General features: G+C 32.6%; 23 protein-coding genes. 18 read left to right on the top strand and 5 right to left on the bottom strand.

What is annotated here, in order from left to right; translation table 11 throughout:
• The first annotated feature begins 227 nt into the window (after window positions 1–227).
• The 5 genes from BUE22_RS09450 to BUE22_RS09430 all read left to right on the top strand — a co-directional run bounded on the left by BUE22_RS09450 (window position 228) and on the right by BUE22_RS09430 (window position 5,542).
• The gene (locus BUE22_RS09450; protein ID WP_084540240.1) at window positions 228–1,817 is read left to right on the top strand and encodes an alpha-amylase family glycosyl hydrolase; all 1,590 of its coding nucleotides are present in this window, start codon (window positions 228–230) and stop codon (window positions 1,815–1,817) included.
• A gap of 225 nt (window positions 1,818–2,042) precedes the next feature.
• Window positions 2,043–2,720: a glycerophosphodiester phosphodiesterase gene (locus BUE22_RS09445; RefSeq protein ID WP_073394802.1), complete on the top strand. Its 678-nt coding sequence runs from the start codon at window positions 2,043–2,045 to the stop codon at window positions 2,718–2,720.
• A 124-nt stretch (window positions 2,721–2,844) separates the two neighbouring features.
• Window positions 2,845–4,053: a BaiN/RdsA family NAD(P)/FAD-dependent oxidoreductase gene (locus BUE22_RS09440; RefSeq protein ID WP_073394800.1), complete on the top strand. Its 1,209-nt coding sequence runs from the start codon at window positions 2,845–2,847 to the stop codon at window positions 4,051–4,053.
• 6 nt (window positions 4,054–4,059) lie between these two features.
• Entirely contained in the window at window positions 4,060–4,707 is a 648-nt protein-coding gene (locus tag BUE22_RS09435) for an HAD family hydrolase (protein ID WP_073394798.1), read from the top strand.
• A gap of 88 nt (window positions 4,708–4,795) precedes the next feature.
• Window positions 4,796–5,542: a hypothetical protein gene (locus BUE22_RS09430; RefSeq protein WP_073394796.1), complete on the top strand. Its 747-nt coding sequence runs from the start codon at window positions 4,796–4,798 to the stop codon at window positions 5,540–5,542.
• A 3-nt stretch (window positions 5,543–5,545) separates the two neighbouring features.
• On the opposite strand, the gene BUE22_RS09425 is transcribed toward BUE22_RS09430, so the two are convergent.
• Window positions 5,546–6,022: a TspO/MBR family protein gene (locus BUE22_RS09425; protein ID WP_073394794.1), complete on the bottom strand. Its 477-nt coding sequence runs from the start codon at window positions 6,020–6,022 to the stop codon at window positions 5,546–5,548.
• Window positions 6,023–6,164: 142 nt separating this feature from the next.
• Between BUE22_RS09425 and BUE22_RS09420 the strand changes: the two genes are divergently transcribed.
• The 7 genes from BUE22_RS09420 (at window position 6,165) to BUE22_RS09390 (ending at window position 11,714) form a co-directional block, all read left to right on the top strand.
• Window positions 6,165–7,280, top strand: coding sequence for a diphosphomevalonate decarboxylase (locus tag BUE22_RS09420; protein WP_073394792.1), 1,116 nt, complete (start codon window positions 6,165–6,167; stop codon window positions 7,278–7,280).
• Window positions 7,281–7,310: 30 nt separating this feature from the next.
• Complete coding sequence (locus BUE22_RS09415) at window positions 7,311–7,532, top strand: hypothetical protein (protein WP_042563389.1); 222 nt, start codon at window positions 7,311–7,313, stop codon at window positions 7,530–7,532.
• Window positions 7,529–7,834 (top strand): type II toxin-antitoxin system RelE/ParE family toxin, encoded by a 306-nt coding sequence (locus tag BUE22_RS09410; protein WP_073394790.1) that lies wholly within the window; start codon window positions 7,529–7,531, stop codon window positions 7,832–7,834. Before BUE22_RS09415 ends, BUE22_RS09410 begins: the two co-directional genes overlap by 4 nt.
• A gap of 2 nt (window positions 7,835–7,836) precedes the next feature.
• On the top strand, window positions 7,837–8,775 hold the full coding sequence (locus tag BUE22_RS09405; RefSeq protein WP_073394788.1) for a mevalonate kinase family protein: 939 nt from the start codon (window positions 7,837–7,839) through the stop codon (window positions 8,773–8,775).
• Between the two features lie 76 nt (window positions 8,776–8,851).
• The gene (locus tag BUE22_RS09400; protein WP_073394786.1) at window positions 8,852–9,442 is read left to right on the top strand and encodes a DUF502 domain-containing protein; all 591 of its coding nucleotides are present in this window, start codon (window positions 8,852–8,854) and stop codon (window positions 9,440–9,442) included.
• Window positions 9,443–9,505: 63 nt separating this feature from the next.
• Window positions 9,506–10,462, top strand: a complete 957-nt coding sequence (locus BUE22_RS09395; RefSeq protein WP_073394784.1) for a geranylgeranylglycerol-phosphate geranylgeranyltransferase — start codon at window positions 9,506–9,508, stop codon at window positions 10,460–10,462.
• A 343-nt stretch (window positions 10,463–10,805) separates the two neighbouring features.
• Window positions 10,806–11,714, top strand: coding sequence for a pseudouridine synthase (locus tag BUE22_RS09390; RefSeq protein WP_042563384.1), 909 nt, complete (start codon window positions 10,806–10,808; stop codon window positions 11,712–11,714).
• An 88-nt stretch (window positions 11,715–11,802) separates the two neighbouring features.
• Here BUE22_RS09390 and BUE22_RS09385 read toward each other — a convergent pair whose 3' ends face one another.
• Together BUE22_RS09385 and BUE22_RS09380 are read right to left on the bottom strand one after the other, a co-directional pair.
• Entirely contained in the window at window positions 11,803–12,399 is a 597-nt protein-coding gene (locus tag BUE22_RS09385; RefSeq protein WP_042563383.1) for a DUF937 domain-containing protein, read from the bottom strand.
• A gap of 278 nt (window positions 12,400–12,677) precedes the next feature.
• Window positions 12,678–13,178, bottom strand: a complete 501-nt coding sequence (locus BUE22_RS09380) for a DUF456 domain-containing protein (protein WP_073394781.1) — start codon at window positions 13,176–13,178, stop codon at window positions 12,678–12,680.
• Window positions 13,179–13,251: 73 nt separating this feature from the next.
• Here BUE22_RS09380 and BUE22_RS09375 point away from each other — a divergent pair, with 73 nt between their 5' ends.
• Entirely contained in the window at window positions 13,252–13,608 is a 357-nt protein-coding gene (locus BUE22_RS09375) for a hypothetical protein (RefSeq protein ID WP_124020494.1), read from the top strand.
• Between the two features lie 44 nt (window positions 13,609–13,652).
• Entirely contained in the window at window positions 13,653–14,141 is a 489-nt protein-coding gene (locus BUE22_RS09370; protein ID WP_073394779.1) for a hypothetical protein, read from the top strand.
• Window positions 14,142–14,144: 3 nt separating this feature from the next.
• Here the strand turns inward: BUE22_RS09370 and BUE22_RS09365 are convergent, their stop codons facing one another.
• Together BUE22_RS09365 and BUE22_RS09360 are read right to left on the bottom strand one after the other, a co-directional pair.
• On the bottom strand, window positions 14,145–15,248 hold the full coding sequence (locus tag BUE22_RS09365; RefSeq protein ID WP_073394777.1) for a glycosyltransferase family 2 protein: 1,104 nt from the start codon (window positions 15,246–15,248) through the stop codon (window positions 14,145–14,147).
• Window positions 15,245–16,171 (bottom strand): lysylphosphatidylglycerol synthase domain-containing protein, encoded by a 927-nt coding sequence (locus BUE22_RS09360; RefSeq protein ID WP_073394775.1) that lies wholly within the window; start codon window positions 16,169–16,171, stop codon window positions 15,245–15,247. Before BUE22_RS09360 ends, BUE22_RS09365 begins: the two co-directional genes overlap by 4 nt.
• A gap of 111 nt (window positions 16,172–16,282) precedes the next feature.
• On the opposite strand from BUE22_RS09360, the gene ruvC reads away from it, so the two are divergent.
• From ruvC to BUE22_RS09340, 4 genes are all read left to right on the top strand, one after another.
• A complete protein-coding gene (ruvC, locus tag BUE22_RS09355; protein WP_026982724.1) occupies window positions 16,283–16,837 on the top strand; it encodes a crossover junction endodeoxyribonuclease RuvC in 555 nt (184 codons plus the stop codon).
• A gap of 116 nt (window positions 16,838–16,953) precedes the next feature.
• Window positions 16,954–18,111 carry a radical SAM family heme chaperone HemW gene (gene hemW / locus BUE22_RS09350; protein WP_073394773.1) on the top strand — a complete coding sequence of 386 codons (1,158 nt, stop codon included), beginning with the start codon at window positions 16,954–16,956 and terminating at the stop codon, window positions 18,109–18,111.
• Window positions 18,112–18,184: 73 nt separating this feature from the next.
• A complete protein-coding gene (locus BUE22_RS09345; protein ID WP_073394771.1) occupies window positions 18,185–18,982 on the top strand; it encodes a cyclase family protein in 798 nt (265 codons plus the stop codon).
• 64 nt (window positions 18,983–19,046) lie between these two features.
• On the top strand, window positions 19,047–20,105 hold the full coding sequence (locus tag BUE22_RS09340; RefSeq protein WP_124020493.1) for a DUF4421 family protein: 1,059 nt from the start codon (window positions 19,047–19,049) through the stop codon (window positions 20,103–20,105).
• Window positions 20,106–20,186 lie beyond the last annotated feature (81 nt).

The following is a 20,186-nucleotide window of genomic DNA, read 5'->3' as shown; positions in this document are numbered from 1 at the left end:
ACAACGCATATCGTAGAGACGCACAGCAGTGCGTCTTTTTTTATCTTCAAAGAGACCTGACAGGTTTTAAAAACCTGTCAGGTCTAACAACGGTAAAATCTAACACAATATATTTCCGCCACGAATTCACGAATTATTCTTTTATAAATTCGTGAATTCATGGCGGTTTTTTCATTTATATGATTTCCTTTCTTTATCTTTAATATTCTCGCTCAAAATTAATTTTAATGAATAACGAAAATACTTCTAAACCGCCTTTCGTTTGGGAAGGAGCAAATATTTATTTTTTACTTACCGATCGTTTTTACAATGGAAATCCATTCAATGATTTAAACTTCAACAGAACCAAAACTCCGGGAAAATTACGTGGTTTTGAAGGCGGAGATATCATCGGAATTATAAAAAAGATCGACGAAGGCTATTTTGATGAATTGGGAATAAATGCCATTTGGCTTACGCCGATTGTAGAACAAATTCACGACGGCGTTGACGAAGGAACCGGGCTTAGTTATGGGTTTCACGGTTATTGGGCGAGAGACTGGACGGCTTTAGACCCTAATTTCGGAACAAAAGAAGATTTAGCCAATCTTGTTAAAAAAGCACACGAAAAAGGCATTAGAATTATGCTTGACGGCGTTATTAATCACACCGGACCTGTAACCGCAGAAGACCCGATGTGGCCGGAAGACTGGGTTAGAACTGGAATTGTCTGCGATTATAAATCATTCGAAAACACAACGATGTGCACTTTAGTCGATAATCTTCCGGACGTAAGAACCGAAAGCAATCAGGAAGTGGAACTGCCTTCTTTTTTAATCGAAAAATGGAAAAATGAAGGTCGTTATGAAAAAGAAATTACCTCGTTAAATGAATTCTTCAAAAGAACAAATTACCCAAGAACTCCAAAATATTACATCATAAAGTGGTTAACCGATTATATTCTGGAATTTGGAATTGACGGTTACAGAGCTGATACTGTAAAACATACAGATGAAGATGTTTGGGTTGATTTTAGAAAAGAATGTGATTACGCATTTGAAACCTGGAAAAAACATCATCCGCTTGAAGTTTTAGATCAGAATCCGTTTTATACGATTGCTGAAGTTTATGGTTATGAAATAAGCAGCGGACTGGATTATGATTTTGGAGATCGAAAAGTAAACTATTTCGAAAATGGTTTTAACTGCATGATTAATTTTGAATTTAAACTCGATGCTCAAAACGATTATGAAGTTATATTTTCAAAATATTCAGCAAAACTTCAAAATGAATTAAAAGGTTTTAGCGTTCTGAATTACGTATCATCCCACGACGATCCCACTCCATTTGATGGAAATCGAAACAGAACTTTTGAAGCGGGAACCAAATTATTGCTCTCTCCGGGAATTTCTCAGGTTTATTATGGTGACGAAACGGGTCGTTCATTAGTAATTGAAGGCACTGAAGGCGACGCAACTTTACGATCTTTCATGAATTGGGAAGATGTTGAGTCAAATGAAGAAACGCAGAGGATACTTTGGCATTGGCAAAAACTAGGACAATTCCGCAGAAATCATCCTGCGGTTGGAGCAGGAATACACAATATGATTTCAGATAAACCGTATATTTTTTCAAGAAGTTTTACTAAAGTTAATTATAAAGATGAAGTTGTAATTGGTTTAGATTTGGGAACTGGTCGAAAAGAACTTCCGGTTGATTCTGTTTTTGAAGATGGAACCAAATTAAAAGACGCTTTTTCAGGACAAGAAACAGAAGTCCAAAACGGAAAAGCAATCATCGATTCTGAATACGGTCTTGTTTTGTTAGAACTTGCTTAAAAGCAATGAAACAAAATCGCAAAGTTTGTCACGCAGATTTTGCAGATCTAAGCAGATTTAAATTTTTAAAAATTATCTGCGTGAATCTGCTTAAATCTTTTTAAAATCTGCGTAAAAAAAATCATCGTAATCTGTGAAATCTGTGGCGAACTTTTTTTATATAAATCCTTGCGCACTTTGCGTAAATCTTTGCGACCTTTGCGGTTAAACTTACTCACAAAGAAAATGCTAAAAATAGCACATCGCGGCGCCAAAGGATACGAACCCGAGAACACTTTACAGGCTTTTCAAAAGGCATTAGACTTAAATGCTGATGGAATAGAATTCGATGTTCATTTAAGTTCCGACGGACATATAATCGTAATTCACGACGAAACCATCGACAGAACAACCAATGGAAAAGGTTTTGTAAATACTTTATCTTTAAGCGAATTAAAATCGTTTTTGATTGCGGATCAACTTGAAATTCCAACGTTAAACGAAGTTTTTGATTTAGTGGACAAAAAATGCCTCATCAATATTGAATTGAAAGGCATAGGAACTCCTCATAAAGTTGTTGCTTTAATTGAAGAATATATTTCGGATAAAAACTGGAATTATGAGCATTTTATCATTTCAAGTTTTGACTGGAATATGTTGCAGGAAGTTCACAATTTAAATTCAAATATTGCAATTGGAGTTTTAACAGAAGAAAATATCGATACAGCTTTGGCTTTCGCCGAAAAAATAAAAGCTCGTGCCATTCATCCGGATTATCAATTATTGAATCAGGAAAACACCAAGGAAATACAAAAGAAAGGATTTCTGGTTTTGCCCTGGACAGTAGATTCTGATGAAGATATTCAAAAAATAAAAAGCTATAATGTAGACGGAATTATTAGTGATTTTCCGGATAAACTATAAAAAATCATTGTAATTTTTGTCAAAGTTTAAAACTTTGACAAAAATAATTTAACAAGTCCACGCCTTAAAAATTTGTGCTAATTCGTGTAATTCGTGGCAAAAAAATCGTGGCAAACCAAATAATATGATTCAAAATTTCGACATAATTATTGTTGGCGGAGGCGCTGCAGGATTTTTCACGGCGATTAATATTGCAGAGAAAAATCCAAAACTAAAAATTGCCATTTTAGAAAGAGGAAAAGAAGTACTTTCTAAAGTCCGCGTTTCCGGCGGTGGACGCTGCAACGTTACACACGCCTGTTTTGAACCTAATGAATTGGTTAAATTTTATCCCAGAGGCGAAAAAGAACTTCGTGGCCCGTTTCATCAATTTTGTTCTGGTGATACAATTGAATGGTTTGAAAAACATGGTGTTGAATTAAAAATAGAAGATGACGGGAGAATGTTTCCTGTTTCTAATTCTTCTCAAACCATTATTGATTGTTTCTTAAAAGCAACCGAAAAACTCGGCATAAAAGTCTTAACGGGACAAAGTGTACAATCAATTTACAAAGCCGAAAATCATTGGAAAATTGATACTCAAAGCGATAAATTTATTACCGAAAAATTAGTTCTTGCAACCGGAAGTAATCCTAAAATTTGGGAAATGCTACAAGAAAAAGGACACGCCATTGTGAGCCCTGTTCCTTCCCTATTTACTTTCAATATCAAAGATCCTCGCATAAAAGAATTACCGGGCGTTGCGGCACAAGTTACCGTTAACGTAAAAGATACGAAACTAGAATCAACAGGACCTTTGTTAATTACGCATTGGGGAATGAGCGGTCCGGCAATTCTAAAACTTTCGGCCTGGGGAGCGCGTATTTTATTCGATAAAAACTATCAGTTTACGATTTTCGTCAATTGGTTAAATGATGTTGATACCGAAGATGCTGAAAAAATCCTAAAAGACTTAAAACAGGAACATGCGAAAAAAGCAGTTTCTAAAAAATCACCTTTCAATTTCCCAAATCGTTTATGGGAAAGTCTGGTTTTAGCTTCGGGAATTGAAATCGAAACAAAATGGGCCGATTTATCTAAAATTCAATTGCAGAATTTAGCTTCTCAATTGACAAAAGCAAAATTTCAGGTAAACGGAAAAAGTACTTTTAAAGAAGAATTTGTTACTGCGGGTGGAATTGATTTAAAAGAAATCAACTTTAAAACGATGGAAAGTAAATTACATCAAAATCTATATTTTGCCGGAGAAATTGTAAATATAGATGCGATTACGGGAGGTTTTAATTTTCAAAATGCCTGGACAAGCGGGTTTATTTTGGCTAATAATATATAATATAGAATGAAATTTAAAGGAATTATTTTTGATTTAGACGGAACATTAGTAAACTCATTAGAAGACATTTCAGATGCCATGAATACTGTACTTACAGGTTTAAATTATCCCACTCATACTTATGATATTTATCAATATTTCATAGGAAGCGGTTTGCGAAATTTGGTAAGCAAAGCATTGCCGGCATCAAACAATTCTGATAAACAAATTGAAATTTGTTTTGATTGTATGATCAACGAATATCGCGAAGTTTGTACTATAAAAACAAAACCATACGAAGGCATTATAACGTTACTGGATAATTTGTTTTCAAGAAATATTAAATTAGCGGTCTTTTCAAACAAAGCAGACGAACTTACCAAAAAAATAGCCGCAGAAATATTTCCTAATTATTTTGACGCTGCCGTTGGTTTAAGTACTGAAGAGCTTAAAAAACCAAATCCGTTTGAAGCTTTAGAAATAAGCAAAAACTGGAATTTAAAACCCGAAGAAATTCTGTTTGTTGGAGATTCTGATATTGATATGCAGACCGCAATAAATGCAAATATGTTTGCTGTTGGAGTTTCCTGGGGTTATCGAACAGAAGAAGAATTAATTGGCAGTGGTGCGAAAGTGGTAATAAATAAACCGTCGGAATTAATTGAGATATTATAAATACAAACCGAATTAACAAGAATTTACAGGTTTGCTAAGTTTTCCTTAAGACGATTCTAATAATTTTACTTCAACTAAAAACCATTAGATGAAAGTAAAGTTACTTACTATAATTTCTTTTTTGACTTACCAATTTTCCATTTCCCAAACAGAAAAATCACTACACGGAAGAGTCTTTTCCAACAATTATCCACTTGATAAAGTAGAAGTTATAAATAAAACAGCCAAAACAAGTACCAGAACAAATAAAATGGGAGAATTTTCGATTGTTGTTCAGGCAAAAGATAGTTTATTGTTTTTCGCAAAAGATTACTTTTTTACACGATTGAAAATATCACAGGAAAATATTGAACAAAACAATATTACCGTCAATATGAATATAAAAGCGGAGGAATTAAATGAAGTTGTAGTAACAAATATAAAATTTGATAAAATAAACACTTCTCAACAAGATATTGACGATATAAAATTTGATAAAGACAATAGATCATTGCAAAAATATACCGGTGTTTACGACGGAACTATTGCAAATGGAATGGACTTTACCAGAATGGGAACCGGACTTATAAATTTATTTAAAAAAGATAAAGAAGAAGTCAAAAAGAAAACTGAGGAAACTGTTTTCAAAAAACTTATAGCAGCATCAATTCCTCGTGATTATTTTACCAAAGATCTAAAATTAAAACCCGAAGAAGTTGATTTATTTATTGAGTTCTGTGACGCCGACCCAAGATCAGCGAAACTTATAGAAAACAACAATATCCTAACTACAATGGATTTTTTGTATGCTAAAAATGAAATGTTTAAGAAATTAAAAACAGAATCTAAAAACTAAATCTTATCTATTCAACCACCAAATACTGGCATTCAAAATTGCTGCAAAAGCAACCCAGGCCAAATACGGAATCAATAAATAACCCGCAGTTTTATTTATTTTGATAAACTTCAAATAAGTTTCATAAATCATCAGCCATAAAAGCGCGATTTCGATTAAAGCCAACATTGGATTTTTAAGTCCGAAGAAAAGATATGACCAAATAGCATTCAATGTCAATTGAATCAAAAAGAAAGCTAATGCCTTTTTTACAGCTTCGTTTTGTTCTTTTATTTTGTCCCAAACCAGTCCCGCAGCAACCGCCATTAAAATATAAAGTAATGTCCACATTGGCATGAAAATCCAATTGGGCGGATTAAAAATTGGTTTTACAATTGTTGGATACCAAGTTTCAACACTTGGTCTTGTAACCACACTTGCAGAATATCCTACCAGTAAACAAACGATTAAAGCTATGGCGATTTTGACAGTTTTGTTCATTCTATTTTATTTTTCATCAAAAATAGTTAAAAGATATTTGAAACCATATAGTTCATTTTAGTTTGAACCCCACTTACATTTTCTTATATAACTTATATGGTGAAATAGTATAAAAACTATCTTTGCCAAAATTTTATAATTCATGTTTACAGCAACTGATTTTATTCCTAAAAAATATACTTCGACAATCGAAAACGGAAATTTTGAATGGAGCGCTCCCAGCAATATTGCATTAGTGAAATATTGGGGCAAAAAAGACAATCAAATTCCGGCAAATCCTTCAGTAAGTTTTACTTTGAATAATTGTAAAACGATTACGAAATTGAGTTTTGAAAAGAAAAGCATTTCTCCCGAAGTTTCGGGACCGCTCAGTGTGACAGATAATGGTTTTTCTTTTGATTTACTTTTTGAAGGAAAACCAAAAGAGGATTTTAAACCAAAAATTCAGAAGTTTTTGGAAAGAGTTGAAGTTTATTTACCATTTTTAAAGGATTATCATTTTACGATTGATACACAAAACACGTTTCCTCATAGTTCAGGAATCGCATCTTCGGCATCTGGAATGGCTGCTTTGGCAATGAATTTTATGAGTCTGGAGAAAGAATTAAATCCAGAAATGACAGAGGAATATTTTTACCAAAAAGCATCATTTTTAGCTCGTTTAGGTTCTGGAAGTGCCTGCCGAAGCGTAAAAGGAAATGTTGTCGTTTGGGGAAATCAGGCTAACATTCAAGGAAGTACCGATTTATATGGAGTTGAATTTCCGTATACAATTCATGACAATTTTAAGAATTATCAGGATACTATTTTGTTGGTTGATAAAGGCGAAAAACAAGTATCGAGTACTATTGGGCATGATTTAATGCACAATCACCCATATGCTGAACGACGTTTTGCTCAGGCACATGAAAACCTGGATCAGTTAATTGCCATTTTTGAAAGTGGAAATTTAGACGAATTCATTAAAGTTGTTGAAAGCGAAGCCTTGACTTTACATGCCATGATGATGACATCTATGCCGTATTTTATTTTGATGAAACCAAATACTTTGCAAATCATAAATGCGATTTGGAAATTTAGAAATGAAACCAAAATTCCGGTTTGTTTTACACTTGATGCAGGAGCAAATGTTCACGTTTTATATCCCGAAAACGTTAGCGAAAAAGTACTTCAATTTATTCAGGACGAATTAGTTGTATTTTGTCAGAATGGTCAGTACATTTGCGACGAAATTGGAAGCGGTGCAATGAAGCAATAATTTTTGTATCTTTAATTAAAATTTTATGTTATGGACATTCAATTAGAGAAACTCAATGCAATGAATATGTTGAAGGAAACTAATGATCCTGCACTTATTATGGCTGTTGCAAGATTGCTAAGACAGGAGAAAAATGATTGGTGGGATGATTTGACAGAAGCCCAGAAAGAAGATGTGGCTCAAAGTGAATTAGAATTTGAAAGAGGAGAATTTAAAAGCTTTGAAGATGTGATGAAAAAATATAAGGAGTGAATCTTAAAATAAATATTTCAAAAACAGCTGAAGAGAATTTAGATGCTGTTTTAAATTTTATTGAAGCAAGATGGTCTAAAAAATCGAAAGAAATGTTTCTTGTGAAATTTCAAAAAGCAATTTCAATAATTAGCATGAATCCTGAAATTTTTCCAAAATCATCAATAAATAAAAAATATCGAAAATGTGTCGTAACAAAACAATCAAGCCTATTGTATAGTTTTGGTTCAAATGAAATTAGAATTCATTCCATTTTCGACACACGACAAGATCCAAATAAAATTAAGAAAGACATAAAATAAATATGAAAGGACCATTATTTTACTCAAAAATATTACTCTTTGGAGAATACGGAATTATTCGCGACTCTAAAGGACTTTCTATTCCTTATAATTTTTACAATGGTGCGTTGAAGAAAATCGAAGATCCTTCGGCAGAAGCAATAGCATCAAATGCAAGTTTAAAACGTTTTGTAACTTATCTTGAAACTTTACAGACAGAACAGCCTGAATTGGTTTCTTTTGATTTGGCAAGTCTAAAAAATGATGTTGAAACAGGCATGTATTTCGATTCAAGTATTCCGCAAGGATACGGAGTAGGCAGCAGCGGCGCTCTTGTTGCGGCTATTTATGATAAATATGCTACTCAAAAAATAACAGTTTTAGAGAATTTAACTCGTGAAAAACTGTTACAGCTAAAAAATATATTTTCTCAAATGGAGAGCTTTTTTCACGGAAAAAGTTCTGGTTTAGATCCTTTAAACAGCTATTTGAGTATCCCAATTTTAATAAATTCTAAAGATAATATTGAAGCAACCGGAATTCCAACTCAAAGTTTTGATGGAAAAGGGGCTGTATTTTTATTAGATTCCGGAATTGTTGGCGAAACAGCGCCAATGGTAAACATTTTTATGGAAAACCTAAAAGACAAAGGGTTCCGTACGATGCTTAAAAACCAATTTGTAAAATATACCGATGCCTGCGTAGAGAACTTTTTGCATGGCGACATGAAATCATTGTTTACCAATACAAAAAAACTTTCTAAAGTCGTTTTAAATAATTTTAAACCAATGATTCCTGAACAATTTCACGGAATTTGGCAAAACGGAATTGATACAAATGACTATTACCTGAAACTTTGTGGCTCTGGCGGCGGCGGTTATATTCTGGGCTTCACAGAAGATTTAGAACGTGCTAAAGCATCTTTGAAAGATTACAAATTAGAAGTTGTTTACCAATTCTAAAAAAAATTAAGCCACTTTAAAAAATTACGCTTATTTGAATATCCTTTTCTAAGTTACACTCTAAAAGTTATTTAATATGAAAAGTATTTTAAAAATTATTAAAGCAACTTTTTTAGGAGGAATTGTATTTTTAGCACCGTTAATTTTATTGCTTATTCTTTTAGAAAAAGGATTTGGTATTATTCAAAAAATTACAAATCCGATTGTTAGTCATTTTCCAAAAGTAAAAGTTTTAGGATTGGCAATAGAAGAAATTGTCGCGATTTTAATTATTGTGATTATTTGTTTTGCTGCTGGTTTGGTTGCTAAAACTACCTACGCACAAAAATTGATTCACAGATTAGAAAACGGAATTTTAAGCTTTGTTCCCGGTTATTCGTTCATGAAAAAAATGAATGAAAACATAATGGGATTTGAATCCAACGAGGATTTAAAAGTCATTTTAGTTCCTACAGATGCAGGCTTGCAATTTGCATTTTTGATTGAACAGATAGACGAAAACAACTCTGTCGTATTTATTCCCGATGCTCCAAATCCGTGGAGTGGTTCTGTAGTTTTTGTAGAAAAAAAAGACATTAAAGAAGTTGAAATCTCACAAAAACAAGCTTTGGCCTGTATTAGAAAATTAGGCTACGGATCTAAGGAATTATTAAAAAATAAACTTTGACCACCTGTTTCCTACGGTAAAAAATCTTAAATTAGACCCCAATTCCAAAATTTAAATCAAAAAATGTTAAGCAGACAGCACAAACTTTTAGTAATGAAAATTGTTGGTCTGTTCTCTGTAGTAAGAGGTTACAACATTCCTATTATTGTCCTGGCACAATATTTATCGGCGATCTTTATATTGGCTCCGGAAAAAAGAGCCCTGGATATTTTACTAGATTTCAACTTGTTTTTGATTGTTTTTGCTTCCGCAGTTACGATTGCCTCTGGCTATATTATTAATAATTTTTACGACAGTCAGAAAGATCTAATCAACAGGCCAAACAAATCTATGCTCGATAGATTGGTGAGCCAGAAAACAAAATTATCGGTTTATTTTAGCTTGAATTTCCTGGCGGTATTAATGGCCTTGATTGTTTCATGGAGGGCTTTTTTATTTTTTTCGGCTTATATTTTCCTGATTTGGTTTTACTCTCATAAAATTAAAAAATACGCGATTATTGGCAATCTAACTTCGGCTTTGCTGGCAGTTGTACCTTTTTTTGCGATTTTATTGTACTTCTATAACAAAATTTTATTTGAAGAAATCGAAAATCACATGAGTCATTTTGCAGTAATTTCGGCACATGCCATGTTTTTGTTTTTATTGTTGCTGATTCGGGAAATGATCAAAGATTTGGAAAACCTAAAAGGTGATTTGGCAAACGATTATCAAACGATTCCGATATTGTATAACGAAACGGTTTCAAAACAAATTATTACGGTTTTAACTTTTATGACCGTGATTCCGGTTTATGTTTTGGTTAATATTTATGATGTGGGTTATATGGATATTTACTTTTATATCTGTTTTATTGCCTTGTTGTTTTTTCTGATTTATTTATGGAAATCAAACTCTAAGGAACAATATTTACTGCTTCATAATGTTTTAAAATTCCTTATTGTTTCGGGTGTTTTTTGCATTGTTTTGATTAATCCGAGTGTTTTGTGGCATGGGAAGAATTTGATTTCACGATTTTAGGGTTTTAAATGGCACGCGGATGATGCGGATTTAGGCAGATTTACGCGGATTTTTTTTTGCTCTTTGTGAATCTGTGAAATACTTTGTGAATCTTTGTGAAATAGCTTTTTCAAAATGTTTAAAAGAAGCTTAATGTTTGAAACTAGCCCCGATTGCAGCGAAAATCCTTTTATTTTTTTTCTTTAAAAAATAAAAGATTGAAGTGAAAAGCGGGAAACCATGCCTAAAAAAAGCCAATTGTGCTGCTTCTATAACTTCAATTAAAAATAGCTATTAATCTAAGAACAATGAACTTAGGATTATTTAGCAAGAATAAACTATCTTTGCACAAATTACAGAATTTATGAACAATAAGGAAGGCAATAATAAAAGAGGCGGATCGAGACCAAATAGCTCAAGATCAAACTCTAGCAAGCCAAAACCTCCTATGGCGAAACGTGCGCAAGGGCCAAAAAAAGTGAAACCTGCTGTTAAGGCTGCTGAAGAAGAAAAGGCAGAAAAAATTAAAAAACAGAATCAGGCTCCGAAAAGACAAAAAGCAGCAGACGAAATTCGTTTGAACAAATACATCTCAAATTCAGGTGTTTGTTCACGTCGTGATGCCGATATATATATCCAGTCCGGAAATGTCAAAGTAAATGGCGTTCCTGTTACTGAAATGGGTTATTTAGTAAAATTAAACGATGTTGTAAATTTTGATGGCGTTACTTTGACTCCTGAAAAGAAAGAATACATCTTGTTGAACAAACCTAAAAACTTTACAACTGCTCTTGATGAAGGTCAAGAATATCGTAACGTTCTGGAACTTGTACGCGGTTCTACTACGGCAAAAATTGCTCCGATTGGAAGAATGGACAAGAACACAACTGGCTTGTTGTTGTTTACGAATGATACTGATATGATTCGTAAATTTACTTTACCGAGTCAGAAATCGTCTAAAATTTACCAGGTTTCGTTAGACAAAAATTTAAAATTTGAAGATTTAGAAAAAATCAGCAAAGGTTTAGTTCTTGACGGACATCGTGTGTTTGTTGAAGAGGTTAGTTATATTGATAATGAACCTAAAAGCGAAATTGGCTTAAAACTGCGTTCATCAAATGTAAAAGTGGTTCGAGCTATTTTCGAAAACTTTGACTATGATGTTTTACGTATCGATCGTGTATCATTTGCGGGCTTAACCAAAAAGAATTTACCAAGAGGTAACTGGCGTTTTTTGACCGAGCAAGAAATTATAAATTTGAAGAACGTCTAAGAAACGCTTCAAATTAGGCAATATAAATCCTGTTTTACTTTTGTAAAATGGGATTTTTTTTATTTAAATATATGATTATATGGAAATTCTAGAAAAAGTTATGTCCAAAAAGTGTAAAAACAGATCGTCCCATTGCCTGATTTTTTTCTTCAACTGTTTCGTGGCAAGAGAATCCAAGGATGATTTTTATTCCTGGCTGAATACTGTTTAGAATATCACGTTTTTGATCTTCTAACAATAATTTCAGGTTTTTAATTAACTGTGAATTGTTTTTAAGATAAGAAACAACTAGTAACGCAGAAAAATTAAGGATTTCGCGTGCTGTTTCACTTTTAATTCCTACTTCGTTTGAGATCATTTCAGAAATTCTTCCTTTTTTATTGCTGAAAATCTCTTTAAGCAACTCGTTTCCTTCGATTCTATAACAATCATCTACTGATAAAATTCTTCCTGAAGTAAAGTCAACTTCTCCGTAAAATGTTGAATTATCTTCTAATAGTGTGACTATGTTTTTATAAAAACCCGACTCCTCGGCTTTATTGTACAATCCCATTAGAACGGTTCCGATTGAAACATCAATTCCCTTTATCAAGAGGGCATCATTTTCGAAATAAAACTTATTTAATTTAGAAACAACATTAGAAGAAATAAAACGTCTAAGTTCAATTTGTAGGTTAGGAGTCATATGTTTAGTTTTAAAATTATTTAAATCCATTCAAAATAATCGACTAAGTGGGGCTTTTTGTCGTTTATCGTGATAAAAATATAAAATATTTTAACATTTCCAAAAATTAAGTTAAAAACTCAAGCTTTATTTTTAACGCTTTTTTTAGCGGAATTCTAAAAGTCTCAATGAACATAACCCTTTCGTTATCAAAAAGAAATAAAAAATATAAATTAAAAAAATGTTATTTTTTAAAAAATACTAAAAATATAGGAAAAATATTAACATAAATTTGATGATTAAAACAATAAAAATCTGTTTTGCCAAACTATGTTTAAAAAAATGCCAAGAAAAATAACACAAAAAAGGAAATTAATGAAGCTTGAGGCCAAAAAACCCAACAACGAACCTGTTGCCGCTTTTATTGCACGGTTATGATTTTTAGAATCGTATATCATTTCTCCAACAAAAGCACCTACAAAAGGCCCAATGATAACTCCAAATGGTATGGGAGCGATGATTCCAACAATTAGTCCAATGTTTGTTCCCCAGACTCCATATGAACTTCCGCCAAACTTTTTTGTGCCTCGTGCCGGAATAACATAATCTAAAACAGTAATTATTATTGTAATTAAAAGTGTTATCCCTAAAATCCAATAATTATTTTCGACAGCTTTTGTAAGATACAATAATAACAAACCAACCCAACAACTGGAAAGTCCCGGTAAAAAAGGTAGAAAACTACCAAAAACACCAACAATTACGCATACAAAACCGAGTATTAACAATAGTAAATCCATTTATTTTTTTGTAAATTTGCCCGTAAACCGTCAGAAAAATTAGACAATGTACAGTGTTTTTAAATTATTTTTTATGTGCACTTTGATCTTTATGATCAATAATAATGCCTATGCGCAAAATAAAAAACTGTCTGTTGACGATCAATTACTTCAGGACAGTATATATAAAAGTAATAAGAAAAAGGTTTTAAATTTCTCGATGAAAGAATTTGATTCACTTTTTTTTGAATATTTTTCCAGTAAAAATAATCCCGACTTAGTTTTAAGTAAAACAGAATTCTATACTTATACTGTTCAAATTGCTACTTTTTCTGATCGATTGGCGAAGTTATATCCTGACCAAAAAGAAGTTGCAGAACAAAACAAAGAAAAATGGCTTTCTGAAAGCTATGAAGAATATTTAGATTATAAAGCTAACCAAAAAAAATAATCGTATTTTTATAAATATAATTAGTTCAATACAATATCATAATCTTGAAGCAGTTCCCATTTTTTATAATCCTACTATTTATTAGTTCTTGTCAATACTTTGAGAAGCAGATTCCGTCTGAAAAAGAATTACTTCAAAAAGAGCTAAAATCTATCAATTGGAAAGAAGTTGACGAATTCCCATCGGTTGTTGATTGTGAAAAAGTAAACGACAAAAAACTGCGCCAACAATGCTTTTTTGAAGTAATGGCACAGCTAATTCAGGAAAAATTAGATATTGATACGCTTTCCATTCTATATCCTGAACTTGATACAATTGAGGTGAAAGTAACTATATTTCCTAACTCTTCAATGAAATTTGAACCTCAGTTTTCTAAAGATTCGGTAGCATATGATACAATTAAAATTGATAGTATTTTACAGGCTCGTTTGGTTGATTTTCCAAAAGTAAATCCTGCTATAAAACGCGGAGTTCCGGTAAAAACACAATTGATTTTACCAATAATTATTAAAGCGAAAGAAGAAAAAAAATAGTTTTTATTTCACAAACCGTCGATCTTTCCATTCGTAAGAACCAAACAAACTATACAAAGCTACGCACGTGCTGAAAAAAGGATAGAATAAACTACTCAAAAATAAATAGCGCAATCTTTTATTTGTTAAAAATTGGTTTGTTAGGTAAAGCAAAACAAAGTCAATAATAAATTTAGGGAAAACAAATAAAACTAAAAGTTGCCAGGACCAGATTCCGAAAATCAAGAATACAAATCCAATAACAAAACTTAGATTTCCAAAGAAAACGATTAATCCTAAAGATTTTCCGAAAGTGCTTTGATAAGAACTTGTTTTTGCTGCCCAACGTACCCTTTGATGAAACAGGGATTTCCAGTTTTCAGTTGGTTTGGTTAAAACAATCGCTTCCTTGGCTTTTAAATAATGAACTTCATCAGGAAATAAATCTGCGGCTTTCTGCAGTAAAAAAACATCATCGCCACTTGCAATTTTATTATTTCCATCAAATCCATTTAGTTTTTCGAACAATGATTTTGTGTAAGCAAGATTGGCTCCGTTACACATAAATGCTTTTTTAATTCCGAAACTTCCAATTGTAGCTCCTTGTAAACTTGTTAAATCCAATTGCTGAAAATGATGTAAAAATGAATTTTCGCATTGATAAGAAACGGCTCCTGCCAACATGGAAACATTGTTTTGCTGAATGTAATTATCAAACGTTAAAAGCCAATTTTCAGGCACAATACAATCGGCATCGGTCGTAATAACCCAATTGGTTTTTACGTGCTGCATGGCTGTTGAAATGGCGTCTTTTTTAGGTGAATTTGAAATTCTTATGTTGTCAATTAAGCTAACGTGAAACCTGAAACCTGAAATTTGAAACTTTTTATTAGAGCTATCATCCACCAAAATAACTTCGAACAAATTATTTGGATAACTGAGTTTTGCGAAACTATCTAAAAGTTTGGGTAAATTCTTTTCTTCATTCCTGAAAGGAACTATAATTGTAAAACTGGTTTTTGGTTTAAAATCTGTTTTCTGATATTTTTTTATTCGTGTAAAGCCATAAATAAGCACGCTGATACTTATTATATAAATTTTTAATATGACAAATAAAATTAAACTCATTCTACCCTTTTAGTTTTGAAATTCAACACATAATAACTTCCTAAAACAACAGGCAAAACTACATTTAAAAACCACATCAACGTACTTATAAAAACAACAATCCATTCGTTTACGTTTAAAATTCCGAAGAAATAAACCGCTACACTTCCTTTTACAGCAAAGTCCAAAAATTGAAAAGTAGGTAATGATGAGGCCAAAAAATAAACAACCGCAATTGTTGAAATCAACGTGAAATAAGGCAAATCGACATCAAAAGCCAAAAACAAAAAGTAATATTGATGCGAGAAAACCAAATAACGCAATATGCCTAAAAAGATATTTCTTTGATGAATTGGTTTTGGAATTTCATTGATTTTATGAATCAATTTTTCAATGGAATATCCTTTGATTTTAATCTTTTTAAAGACTACAGAAAATAGGATAAAGAAAAAAGATATTGCGATTATTCCCAAAACCCATTTCCAATATCCGAGAAATAACAAGCCGATTGTTCCAAATAAAACCGTTAAAATCATCTGGATTCCGTTGCAGATTAAGTTTAGGAAAACTACTCTTTTTGCTTCAGATTTTGGGTAATACAATGCTTTTCCGGCATACTCTCCTACCCCGTTTGGCGTAAAAATTCCGGCTGTAAGGGCAGCTAGAACTTGTTTTGTGGCTTCGCCTAATGAGATTTCATGAATGACTTTGGCCAGATTCTGCCATTTTAAAATTTCGAAATATCGATTTAAAACACTCAAAAGCAATATAAATCCAATTCCTAAAACCGACTGATTTTTACGAAACAGTGTAATGAATTTTTGCCAGTCGAGTTTGTCGTTATTCGCCAACTGATTATAAATAAAGTAAAATGCGCCACCTACAATCAAAAGTTTGACCAGAAGAACAAGGAATTGCTTAGCTTTGTGAGGAATTGAAATCATGCTGCAAAAGTAATCAATTTGAAAATGTGGCAATTTGAAAATTAGAAAATGAATTATAGCATTTTTCTAGCAACTTTCGAACTTGAAACCTGAAACCTGAAACAAAATCACTTGACAAAAGAACGCATCATATTAGGCATCGACCCGGGAACTACAATCATGGGTTTTGGATTGATTAAAGTAATCAATAAAAAAATGGAGTTTTTGCAGCTTAATGAGTTGCAATTGTCCAAATACGATAATCATTACCAAAAACTGAAAATCATTTTTGAGCGCACCATCGAATTAATCGAAACGCATCATCCGGATGAAATTGCGATTGAAGCGCCTTTCTTTGGTAAAAATGTACAATCGATGTTAAAGTTGGGACGCGCACAAGGTGTAGCAATGGCAGCGGGACTTTCGAGAGATATTCCGATTACAGAATATGAACCTAAAAAAATAAAAATGGCGATTACCGGAAACGGAAATGCCAGTAAAGAACAGGTTGCCAAAATGTTGCAACAGCTTTTAGGATTGAAAGAATTACCTAAAAATCTCGATTCAACAGATGGTTTGGCGGCTGCGGTTTGTCACTTTTTTAATTCGGGAAAAATTGTTGCAGGGAAAAGTTATTCCGGGTGGGATGCTTTTGTGAAACAAAATGAGGATAAAGTGAGGAAATGAGATAATGTGTCAATTAGATAATTAGATAATTCTTAAATTGAGAATAACTAATTGTATAATTTAAACATTCAACATTACATTATCTCATTATCAAATTGACTAATTATCTAATTAAAATGTCAGGTATCTATATCCATATTCCTTTTTGCAAACAGGCTTGCCATTATTGCGACTTTCATTTTTCGACTTCGATGAAAAAGAAAGACGAAATGGTTTTGGCTTTAGCCAAGGAAATAGGCATGCGCAAAAATGAGTTTAATCTTCTTGATTCCGCTCAAAGTGACAATCAAATTGAAACCATTTACTTTGGCGGTGGAACGCCTTCTGTTTTGTCAAATGAAGAAATCAACTTTTTAATTGCTGAAGTTTATAAAAACTATAATGTTGTCGAAAATCCGGAAATTACGCTAGAAGCAAATCCGGATGATTTGTCTTCAAAACGAATTTTCGAATTATCAAAAAGTCCGATAAATCGCTTGAGTATTGGAATTCAGTCTTTTTATGAAGATGATTTGCAGCTGATGAATCGTGCGCATAATTCGGCGGAAGCCATAAATTGTTTGAAAGAGGCTACTAAATATTTTGACAATATTTCGCTTGATTTAATTTACGGAATTCCCGGAATGAGCGACGAAATGTGGAAACAGAATATTGAAACGGCTTTGAGTTTTGGTATTCCGCATATTTCGAGTTATGCTTTGACGGTTGAACCGAAAACGGCTTTAAGAAAACTAATCGATACCGGAAAAATTGCTGAACCACAAGACGAAGTGGCTTCGAATCATTTTCTGATTTTGGTGGAAACACTTCAACAAAATGGTTTTATTCATTATGAATTATCGAATTTTGGAAAAGAAAATTACTTCTCTAAAAATAATTCGGCCTATTGGCTGGGCAAAAAATATATCGGTATTGGCCCTTCGGCACATAGTTATGATGGTGAAAAAAGAGGCTGGAATGTGGCAAATAATTCGCTTTATCTGAAATCAATTCAGGAAAATATTTTACCAATCGAAACCGAAACTCTATCGAAATCTGATCGTTATAATGAATATATTATGACAGGATTACGAACTATTTGGGGTGTTTCATTAGACAGAATTGAAAAAGAATTTGGTTTGGAATATCTGGATTATCTAAAAAAACAAGTTCAGAAATTCTTAAATGATAATTTGGTTTTCATCGAAAATAACATTCTAAAACCAACCGCAAAAGGAAAATTTTTAACGGATGGAATTGCTTCAGATTTATTTTATCTAAATTTGGAAGAATAAAATTTGCCACAAAGACACAAAGACGCAAATAAACTTTGTGACTTAGCGCCTTTGCGGCATAAAACCTTAATTTGTGTTAGCAAAAATCAACAACTTCGAAATCGACTTATCAAAACCTATTGATATTTCAATCCAATTAACCAATACAAACGAAAACCCAATTGCGTGGTATATCGAAAAACCGGTTATTGAACCAGTTGTTTTTGGCGATTGGATTGGGAAAGTTTCTGAAGGAAAATCATCAACTAATTTCAATAATATTTTCTTCAATCCTCATGGGCATGGCACGCACACGGAATGTCTGGGGCATATTACGAATGATTTTTATAGCATTAATCAGTCTTTAAAACAGTTTTTCTTTTTTGCCAAATTGATTACAGTTGAACCTGAAAAAATTGGAGATGATTTGGTGATCACAAAAGAACAAATTTTGACTGCGCTTAATGCAATAAGTGCTTCTCCCGAAGCCTCGGGATCGCTCAGCATGACAAACGGGGCTTTAATAATTAGAACGCTCCCAAACCAAAAAGACAAAAAATCAAGAAAATATTCGAATACAAATCCGCCCTATTTGTCTGAAGAAGCGGCAATTTTCATCCGCGAAAGCGAAATTCAGCATCTATTAATCGATTTGCCAAGTGTTGACAAAGAACACGACGAAGGAAAATTATTGGCACACAAAGCTTTTTGGAACGTAAAAGACACACACAATTTAAATAATGACGCACGTTTTGAAGCCACAATTACAGAAATGATTTTTGTGCCGAATGAAATTGAAGATGGAAATTATTTGCTAAATCTTCAAATCGCTTCATTTGAAAACGATGCAAGTCCGAGTAAACCTGTTTTGTATTCGATCGCAAACTTTTGATAATTAGTTGATAATTGATTTTTAAATTAGTAGCTTTATGATTACTAATGCTTAATTATCTGCATTGAAAACAGCCACGAAACAAAGTTTAAACCGAATGAACTCGAATGCCATTTTTGCATGTGTATTTCTGCTTTTTGTTTTCAGCTCTGCAAAATTATTAAGCCAGAATAAACCTGAAAAAGATACAGTAAATTTTATTTATTATCCGGATAAAATAATGGTTCGCGCAAATGTAAGCACTCAAAATGATGCTTATTTACTGACCAATAAAAATGGTCCAAATCTGGATTTAGAAACCAATAATAGTTACAAACTTTTTTTAAGTATCGATTATAAATTTATCGGTTTTAGTTATGGTTTTTATCCGAAGTTTTTTGGTGGAAATAAAGATGAAGACTTAAAAGGAAAATCATCTTTCTCTGATTATAATTTTCGTTTCTTTTTAGGAAGATGGCTTCAAACGGCTCAGTTTAGTAAAACGAGAGGTTATTACGTCGAAAACATGTCTGAATTTGACCCGAATTGGGTTGAAGGAAAAGATTCGTATCTTAAGTTTCCGGATTTTAAAACGGTACAATACGAAATGTCGACATCGTATCTTTTTAATCCAAAATTCTCTCTTAAAAGTATCACATCTTTTACCGAATGGCAAAAAAAGAGTGCCGGAAGTTTTATTCCGTCGCTGATTTATAGTTATAACAGAATTCTTTCGAAATTTGAAGATCTTAATGGAAAACAAAAAGAATTCGATGTTCGGTTGGCGGCAGGATATTATTATAACTTCATTATTCACAAAAACTTTTATATTGCTCCACATTTATCACCTTCGATTGGTGTAAAATTTTTACATGATAAAAGTATTGATGCAGGAGTTGAAACTATTGAAAAACATACATACTTTACCCGAAACATTGAAGGCGGTATTAAAATTGGCTATAATAGCAATCGCATACTTTGTGGCGCAAGTATCAACTTCGACGACAGTTCGTATAATCAGGATAAAACAACGGTAATTACAAATGGTAAAGTCTACGGATTATTGTATTTTGGCTACCGTTTTGATGCTCCTGAGTTTGTGAGTAAACCTATTGAAGAAGTTGGTGAAAAAATTAAAATGTAATAAAATAGCGACTAAGGTTCTAAGATACTAAGAAGCTAAGTTTTCTTTAGCACATCAGAACCTAATTATAGATTAATGAAA

It is taken from the genome of Flavobacterium pectinovorum (assembly GCF_900142715.1).
In the GTDB taxonomy this organism is placed as follows: Bacteria; Bacteroidota; Bacteroidia; order Flavobacteriales; family Flavobacteriaceae; genus Flavobacterium; species Flavobacterium pectinovorum.
This window is presented reverse-complemented; position numbering and strand designations above follow the sequence as displayed.

Excerpts from the sequence above, each read along its gene's own strand:
- BUE22_RS09450 (WP_084540240.1), top strand. The coding sequence starts at position 228 with ATGAATAACGAAAATACTTCTAAACCGCCTTTCGTTTGGGAAGGAGCA.
- BUE22_RS09445 (WP_073394802.1), top strand. The coding sequence starts at position 2,043 with ATGCTAAAAATAGCACATCGCGGCGCCAAAGGATACGAACCCGAGAAC.
- BUE22_RS09440 (WP_073394800.1), top strand. The coding sequence starts at position 2,845 with ATGATTCAAAATTTCGACATAATTATTGTTGGCGGAGGCGCTGCAGGA.
- BUE22_RS09435 (WP_073394798.1), top strand. The coding sequence starts at position 4,060 with ATGAAATTTAAAGGAATTATTTTTGATTTAGACGGAACATTAGTAAAC.
- BUE22_RS09430 (WP_073394796.1), top strand. The coding sequence starts at position 4,796 with ATGAAAGTAAAGTTACTTACTATAATTTCTTTTTTGACTTACCAATTT.
- BUE22_RS09425 (WP_073394794.1), bottom strand. The coding sequence starts at position 6,022 with ATGAACAAAACTGTCAAAATCGCCATAGCTTTAATCGTTTGTTTACTG.
- BUE22_RS09420 (WP_073394792.1), top strand. The coding sequence starts at position 6,165 with ATGTTTACAGCAACTGATTTTATTCCTAAAAAATATACTTCGACAATC.
- BUE22_RS09415 (WP_042563389.1), top strand. The coding sequence starts at position 7,311 with ATGGACATTCAATTAGAGAAACTCAATGCAATGAATATGTTGAAGGAA.
- BUE22_RS09405 (WP_073394788.1), top strand. The coding sequence starts at position 7,837 with ATGAAAGGACCATTATTTTACTCAAAAATATTACTCTTTGGAGAATAC.
- BUE22_RS09400 (WP_073394786.1), top strand. The coding sequence starts at position 8,852 with ATGAAAAGTATTTTAAAAATTATTAAAGCAACTTTTTTAGGAGGAATT.
- BUE22_RS09395 (WP_073394784.1), top strand. The coding sequence starts at position 9,506 with ATGTTAAGCAGACAGCACAAACTTTTAGTAATGAAAATTGTTGGTCTG.
- BUE22_RS09390 (WP_042563384.1), top strand. The coding sequence starts at position 10,806 with ATGAACAATAAGGAAGGCAATAATAAAAGAGGCGGATCGAGACCAAAT.
- BUE22_RS09385 (WP_042563383.1), bottom strand. The coding sequence starts at position 12,399 with ATGACTCCTAACCTACAAATTGAACTTAGACGTTTTATTTCTTCTAAT.
- BUE22_RS09380 (WP_073394781.1), bottom strand. The coding sequence starts at position 13,178 with ATGGATTTACTATTGTTAATACTCGGTTTTGTATGCGTAATTGTTGGT.
- BUE22_RS09375 (WP_124020494.1), top strand. The coding sequence starts at position 13,252 with ATGTGCACTTTGATCTTTATGATCAATAATAATGCCTATGCGCAAAAT.
- BUE22_RS09365 (WP_073394777.1), bottom strand. The coding sequence starts at position 15,248 with ATGAGTTTAATTTTATTTGTCATATTAAAAATTTATATAATAAGTATC.
- BUE22_RS09360 (WP_073394775.1), bottom strand. The coding sequence starts at position 16,171 with ATGATTTCAATTCCTCACAAAGCTAAGCAATTCCTTGTTCTTCTGGTC.
- hemW (WP_073394773.1), top strand. The coding sequence starts at position 16,954 with ATGTCAGGTATCTATATCCATATTCCTTTTTGCAAACAGGCTTGCCAT.